8 protein-coding genes are annotated in these 6,241 nt (G+C 60.3%); all 8 read left to right on the forward strand.

The window, feature by feature from the left end:
* A partial coding sequence (locus JHD07_RS16025) for a type II secretion system F family protein (RefSeq protein ID WP_291623839.1) occupies positions 1-653 on the forward strand: 653 nt, incomplete at its 5' end.
* A complete protein-coding gene (locus tag JHD07_RS16030; protein ID WP_291623840.1) occupies positions 650-1,090 on the forward strand; it encodes a GspH/FimT family pseudopilin in 441 nt (146 codons plus the stop codon). The genes JHD07_RS16025 and JHD07_RS16030, both read left to right, overlap by 4 nt.
* A complete protein-coding gene (locus JHD07_RS16035) occupies positions 1,087-1,530 on the forward strand; it encodes a hypothetical protein (RefSeq protein ID WP_291623841.1) in 444 nt (147 codons plus the stop codon). Before JHD07_RS16030 ends, JHD07_RS16035 begins: the two co-directional genes overlap by 4 nt.
* A 35-nt stretch (positions 1,531-1,565) precedes the next feature.
* Entirely contained in the window at positions 1,566-2,144 is a 579-nt protein-coding gene (locus tag JHD07_RS16040) for a prepilin-type N-terminal cleavage/methylation domain-containing protein (RefSeq protein WP_291623867.1), read from the forward strand.
* An 85-nt stretch (positions 2,145-2,229) separates the two neighbouring features.
* A complete protein-coding gene (locus JHD07_RS16045; RefSeq protein ID WP_291623842.1) occupies positions 2,230-3,357 on the forward strand; it encodes a PilN domain-containing protein in 1,128 nt (375 codons plus the stop codon).
* On the forward strand, positions 3,354-3,959 hold the full coding sequence (gene gspM / locus JHD07_RS16050; protein WP_291623844.1) for a type II secretion system protein GspM: 606 nt from the start codon (positions 3,354-3,356) through the stop codon (positions 3,957-3,959). Before JHD07_RS16045 ends, gspM begins: the two co-directional genes overlap by 4 nt.
* Positions 3,956-4,582: a hypothetical protein gene (locus tag JHD07_RS16055; RefSeq protein ID WP_291623846.1), complete on the forward strand. Its 627-nt coding sequence runs from the start codon at positions 3,956-3,958 to the stop codon at positions 4,580-4,582. Before gspM ends, JHD07_RS16055 begins: the two co-directional genes overlap by 4 nt.
* 8 nt (positions 4,583-4,590) lie before the next feature.
* Positions 4,591-5,211, forward strand: a complete 621-nt coding sequence (locus tag JHD07_RS16060; RefSeq protein WP_291623848.1) for an A24 family peptidase — start codon at positions 4,591-4,593, stop codon at positions 5,209-5,211.
* Positions 5,212-6,241 lie beyond the last annotated feature (1,030 nt).

The following is a 6,241-nucleotide window of genomic DNA, read 5'->3' on the forward strand; positions in this document are numbered from 1 at the left end:
TCGTGCTGATCCCCAACCTGTCACCGATCTTTGCAGATGCTGGCTTGCCGCTGCCGGGAATTCTCGGAGTCCTGGCGGGTGTTCCCGATCATTGGCTGCCATTGACGGTGTGTCTGTTGGGAGGGGCGGCGGTCTGCGCAATGCTCTGGTACAGAATCAGGAGGAACGCGAGTGTGGCGCTGGGGCTGGATCGCATCAAGTCCAGGGCTCCCGTCTTGGGCCGGCTGCTTCAGATGCGGGAGGCCGGCCTCTTTGCTCGCTCGCTCGGTACGTTGCTCGATGCGCGAGTGCCGCTCATGACCGGGCTGCAGATTGCCAGGTCGCTGGTCTCCAATCGTTACATGAATGCAGGCTATGCCGACGCAATCGCGCGCGTGCCAGAAGGCGTGTCGTTGAACCAGGCGTTTGCCGGGACGGACCTTCTGCCACCGGCGGCGCTGCAACTCATTGCAGTCGGAGAGCAGTCCGGGCAACTCGCACCCATGCTGATCCGGATTGCGACCACTCTCGACGGAGAACTGCAGCGCCGGATTGAGCAAATGGTCAATCTGTTGACTCCGGTTCTTACGCTCGTCATCGGCGGCGCTGTGGGCGCGCTGATCATGCAGGTGATGAGTGCCGTCCTCTCGATCAACAATCTGGCGATCCAATGAGGCTTCGGTCTAGCTCGTCCGCAGGGTTCACATTGATTGAGCTCCTGGTGGTCCTTGGGATCATGGCGCTCATCCTTGCGTCAGCGGTAATGGCGCGCCCGCAGAATGCCGCTGCCCGCGTCGAAAGGACGGCTCGGTCGATGGCTGCCACGTTCCAGCTCGCGCGGTCTCGAGCGATGACGGCCAACACAGACGTTGTCGTTGCGATCGATCCGGTGAATGCGGAATTCGGCTATCGGAATGCGATGCATAAACTTCCGAAAGGGATGAGCATCGCAGTGACGATCGCCGAGACAGAGCGCCGCGGCGACACGGGCGCGCTTCGCTTCTTTCCGGACGGTCAGTCCAGTGGCGGAGACGTTTTGCTGAGCTACCAGGGCTACACCCGGCGGATAGCGGTGAACTGGTTTACTGGCCAGCCGGTCCTGGGTCGATGATGCGCCGATTTGCTCACAATCGGGTCGCTCCATCGCTGAGCGGCGGGCGCGACGGATTTGCCCTGATCGAAATTGTCGTTGCTTTTGCAATTCTGGCGTTGGGGATAGGTACCATACTGGTCGGGATCACTGTCGCCATGCGTTCCGACACGCAAGCCCGCAACAGCAGAGTGATGAACCGCATTGCGCAGTCGCGTTTGGAAGCGGCCGGCATCGTGTCGAAGCTCGCGGTCGGTCAGCGACAGGGTCAAGTCGGTCAGTTCATTTGGCGGGAGACTGTGACCCGCGCGACGATCGAAGGCGAGCAAAGGAAAGGCAATGTCGCCAAGGAGGCCGATAGTGCCGTCATTCCCGTTTGGGTCGAAGTCATGGTTAGCTCGCCGGATGGACGCGAGGAGCGGCTATCGGCCCTGAAACTTGCGCCTCGGATCGCGCCATGATGGGATTCGTCGGAAAGCGCATACCGAGGCGCCCCATGCGCTCACGCGCGGCCGAGCACGGGTTGACCTTGATCGAGCTCCTCGTATCGATGGCGATCCTTGCTCTGCTTGCCGGCTCCATCGTGGGAGGGCTCTCGATAGGCCGCCGTGCATTCGATTCCGATCGGACTAGCGGCAATGATGCAAGAGCTGATGCGGCGATCCAAAGCCTCCTGAATTTGCTTGCTTCGGCGCTGCCCTATCCTATCGACGATAAGAATTCTGCGGTGTTCGAAGGCAGTGAAGAGAAGATCCGCTTTGTCGCGCTGAGCGAGGGGCGCGCGCTTCGTGGCGGCGCTTACGGGGCGGATCTACGGCGCGTCGGCGGTGACCTCGTGCTCACGATAACCCGCCGTTCGGACGGACCGAAGCAAGGCAAGTCGCCGATTTCGACGCTTGTGATTCTTCGCGGCGTTCGCGCCGTTCACTTCGGATACTTCGGCGCGTCGGGGCAGGCGGTCTGGCAGACCGAGTGGAATTCGCAAAGCTTGCCTAACCTGGTCTCTATCATGGTCGACTTTGAAGACGGGCGAACAAGTGGTCCCCGTGCCGTGGTTGCACTTCGACAAGGCTGAGCAATCGGCGAGCCGCAACGGTTCGTTACCCTTCGTAAAGATTTAGTAAATATGCTCTTCGAGCTGGGGCTCTTGCCAAGGAACAATGCGCGCGATGGTCGGCCTTTCGGAAATCCGCCCTCTTGATCGGGAGACTCTTGCGCTCGGCTGGCGCCAGTTCGCGCATTGGTGGATGGCCGAGTTTCGGGCGGCTGTCCCGGCCAGGTGGCGCCCTTTGCTCAACCGCAAGGTTCGGCCGACGTGTTTTGTATCGCGCAGTGACGATGTCGTCACATGTGATTTGGACCGGGACGGGGGCACGGTTCGGCGGCAATTCCCCGCGGCTGCTTTCGACAGCTCCGCGCTGCTCGAATGGCTCGCGCAACTCGGCCTCCGACGTGATCAAGTCCTGTTCGCTGCTGTTCTCCCTGAAGACTTGTTCTTGAGACGAAATCTGAACATTCCCGGGGAGGCTCTCGCTTCGCTGCCTCAAATACTTGATCAGGAAGTTGTCCGCCGAACGCCCTTTCGGCTCACGGAGGTTTGGCACGCTGCCAGCCCGATCCCCAATGCGTCTCGCGACGGCGCCGGCCCGCACTGCCACTGGATTATCGCGCGAGAGCGGGCGACAGCGGCGATCGCGCCCATGGCAATTGCGATGGAAGAGATCGATTTTCTGGCTGTTAGGACTGAAGATGGCCGGCTCGCTTCTGTGGTTCAGATCCGACCCGATGCAGGGGCGAATGCGCCGGAGGCAGCTCGCGCCATAAAGTCCCTGTGGCTAACCCTGCTCGCGGCAGTGGTTTTGGGCCTCATGATCTTCGAATGGTACCAGGCCGGCTTGGCGGCCGAGCTGGATACCGAACTCCTGGACGCCAAAGCCAGCCTGCAGGGAGGAAAGAGCCAGTCCAGCCAAAGAATGCGGCTCTACGCGCTGAAAGCCGATGGTGGTTTCCTGGCCGTTTGGGATGAACTGTCCCGCGCTCTGCCGGACGATACGTTCCTGACAGAACTCAGAATGAATCAGGGGCAAGTGACCATATCCGGCTACTCGTCGCAGGCCGCGCATCTTGTGAGAATTCTTGACCGGTCGCCCATGTTTTCGGGCGCGACTCTGATCGCCGCCATCGTTCCTGATGCCAATGAAGGCAAGGACCGATTCAGCATCAGGTTCCGATTGCGCAACAGCTTACTGGCGCGGCCGGCCGAGGCGGGATGGAAGGCAGAGCAATGATGGGCTTGTTTGGCAGGCAGGTGAGCAGGAGGGCGTTTCTGGCCTTCAATGCGGTCGGTGTGGTGCTCGTGGTTCTTCTGTTCGTCGGTCCGGTGCTCTCGCATTTCTCGACCAGGAACGACGAGATCCAGGATAGCCTCGTGCAGCTGGCGTATCTCCAGCGTATCACCGGCGAAGCACAGGTGATGGAGAAGCGCGGTGTCCAGAGCACACAACCCTTCGTGGTTGGCGACGAGGAACGCGTCATCAGTGCCGATCTGCAAGCGAGGCTGCAAGCCATGGCGACCGCCAAGGGCGCGCACGTGCTCGGGCTTCGCGGATTGCAGGGCGGTCGTATCGCACAATCCCGGACGGTTGCAGTCGGATTGCAGTTTGAGGGATCGCTCGGAATTGTGCGGGATTTGATAGCGGAAATTGAGGATCAGTCTCCATTTCTGTTCATTACCGACGCCTCCCTCAGGCCGGCCAGTGACGGCGACGCAGCCACGCTTCGGGCGGAGTTCAAGGTCGAGGGTGTCATGCAGGAATTTCGCGGCAAGCCGCCGGGCATGAAGGAGGATCAAACAGCCGCCGACCTGACTGGAGCGAGGCCACAGCAATGACCGGGGAAGCTGTGCAAGGCAGCCGCGCCCAGCGGGCAATGATTTGGTTGCGGAGTTTCCCGCGAGCGCGCAGCCTTGCTGCGCCCATCGACGCGATGCTGCCGTCCAAGAATGCATTTGCCGAACTCCCGCCGGCGTCGCGCTATCTCATGACCGGGCTACGGCTGTCGATCATGCTGACCGGCATCGTCACGATCGCCGCAATCCTCGCCTTGAAAGTGTCGGTGATGGCACCTTCGATTTCGTTGGGAGCGGTCTCCTCCACCGTTTCGACGGGCAAGGCGCGTGAGAAGAAGGCCTACGACCATGTCACCGCGCGTCCTGTCTTCGCACGGACGCGGCAGGCATCGATCGCGGTCGTAGACACGTCGGCGGATGCTCCGCCTCCGACCGTCACCCCTGCCGCTGCAGCACTGGATTCGAACATCGTTCTCAGAGGCGTCCTGATCAGCGGGTCGCTGCAAAAAGCATTCATCACGTCAGCTCAAAATCCGACGGGCCGTTGGATCCAGGTCGATGGGGATGTCGATGGCTGGCGACTTATCGAGGTAAAACCCGAGCAGGTCACGCTCGAAGGCCAAGGCCAGACGCTCGCGCTGAAGCGGAGCGTGTTATCAAAGTGAACTGCGCCTTGCGCAAGACCACCAGACGCATTGGCCGCTTCCTCGCGGACGGGCTGACGTTCCGGCGTGCGCGACGGCAAGATGCCGTTGTGGCTTGGTCCCTGGTCGGAGGTTCGATCTGGCTCGTTGCGAGCCTGGTTTTCGGCACGATCGAACCGGAAGTGTTGTGTTCGGGGCTCTATTTGCTCGTGGTCTTGCTGGCGGTGTGTGCGATCGACGCGCGTTTCGGAATCATTCCGGATAGCTTCAACCTGGCGCTCGTCGCCGGTGGAGTGGCAGAATATGCGTTGGCGCATGACGCCGCGGTGCATATCGGCGTCTTCGAAGCGGCTGCGGTCTTTGTTGCGGTTGCTGCCTTTCGAAGCGCCTTCCGCTGGTTGCGCGGATATGACGGGTTTGGATTCGGTGACGTGAAGTTCGTTAGTGCCGCGAGCCTTTGGATTGGTTTTGAAGCCTTGCCGGGAGCAGTTCTGATTGCGGTTGGGTCGGCGCTTGTGGCCATCCTGCTCTCCGGTACCGAACGATACGAGGTTGGCGGCCGGCCGGCCATTCCGTTTGGCCCGCATCTCGCGACCGGCGTCTGGCTGACTTGGAATTTCGATAAGCTCTGGGGTTTCGGAAGCGTCTAGTCCTGTCCATCCAGCCAATTTGTGGTTGGATGACCAGTTGCGATTAACCAGGGGCACCAACTCTGCTGTATGGCGGCAAGCCGGCAAGATAGAACAAGCGATCTGTCTTTACTCGAACGCTGTTTAGCGGACCGGATTGTACACCATGCGATTGGCTTCCTCGCTAGCGATTGTCGCGGCCTGCCTCTCGTGCTCCTCCCCAGCGAAGGCGCAGATGCCGTTCTATGATAGTCCGGGCGTTCTTGTCGGCCCGGCACTCCGCGCTCCATGGCCCGTCATGCGAGACGCGTTCACGACCAATCCTTTGGATGATGGCTATGATTATCCGTTCGGGTATGGCGAATATGCGACTTACGGCCGGTGGGCCGTCGGTGCGATGTGCTATGATTTACGAAGGCCGGTACGGACCAGCCTCGGGCTACGATGGCGCACAATCCGCCGTTGCGACTGAGTTGCCCGGCGAAAGTTCATTTTGCCGTACGTCGCCCGGTATCGGTGATTCGGACGAGCTTGGCCTGGGTTCGATCAATCGCCTCTCGTAACTTCAGGACTTCGGCGTAGCGCACCTGCAAAGACTTTCGTGTGGGTTGACGGCCGCAACGAGCAGAACTGTGTCGCCGAAGTGTCACCTTTAGCTCTCCTGAAAACTTTGTATTGATCAGCAAGGATCGAAATTGAGGCCAGTCCGAATGCTCTCTATCGAGTTTACAATCTAGTCGCGCTCGGGTGAAGAGAAAGCCGAGCTCGGGACCTTTGTTCCATCACTGAAACCTGGCGGGCGTGGCGTAGCCGACACGGTCGGTCAGATGAACGCGCAGATCCTGTCAATTCGTTCAGGAATCAATCCTTCGGCCGGCGGGCGGTCGCCGCCTCTGCGGAGATATCTTTCTGCATCTGGCGATTGAGAGCCTTGCGTTCGGCCTTACGCTACTTTTCAAGCTCTTACTGCTCCTAGCGGTATCTCTCTTGCTCGAGACGCTTGAGCTCGCGCTACCGCTCATTTTCCTCTCTTTCTAGGCGATATCTCTCG

Source organism: Bradyrhizobium sp., assembly GCF_016462955.1.
In the GTDB taxonomy this organism is placed as follows: Bacteria; Pseudomonadota; Alphaproteobacteria; order Rhizobiales; family Xanthobacteraceae; genus Bradyrhizobium.

Coding starts and splice junctions, on each gene's coding strand:
- JHD07_RS16030 (WP_291623840.1), top strand. CDS start 650: ATGAGGCTTCGGTCTAGCTCGTCCGCAGGGTTCACATTGATTGAGCTC.
- JHD07_RS16035 (WP_291623841.1), top strand. CDS start 1,087: ATGATGCGCCGATTTGCTCACAATCGGGTCGCTCCATCGCTGAGCGGC.
- JHD07_RS16040 (WP_291623867.1), top strand. CDS start 1,566: ATGCGCTCACGCGCGGCCGAGCACGGGTTGACCTTGATCGAGCTCCTC.
- JHD07_RS16045 (WP_291623842.1), top strand. CDS start 2,230: ATGCGCGCGATGGTCGGCCTTTCGGAAATCCGCCCTCTTGATCGGGAG.
- gspM (WP_291623844.1), top strand. CDS start 3,354: ATGATGGGCTTGTTTGGCAGGCAGGTGAGCAGGAGGGCGTTTCTGGCC.
- JHD07_RS16055 (WP_291623846.1), top strand. CDS start 3,956: ATGACCGGGGAAGCTGTGCAAGGCAGCCGCGCCCAGCGGGCAATGATT.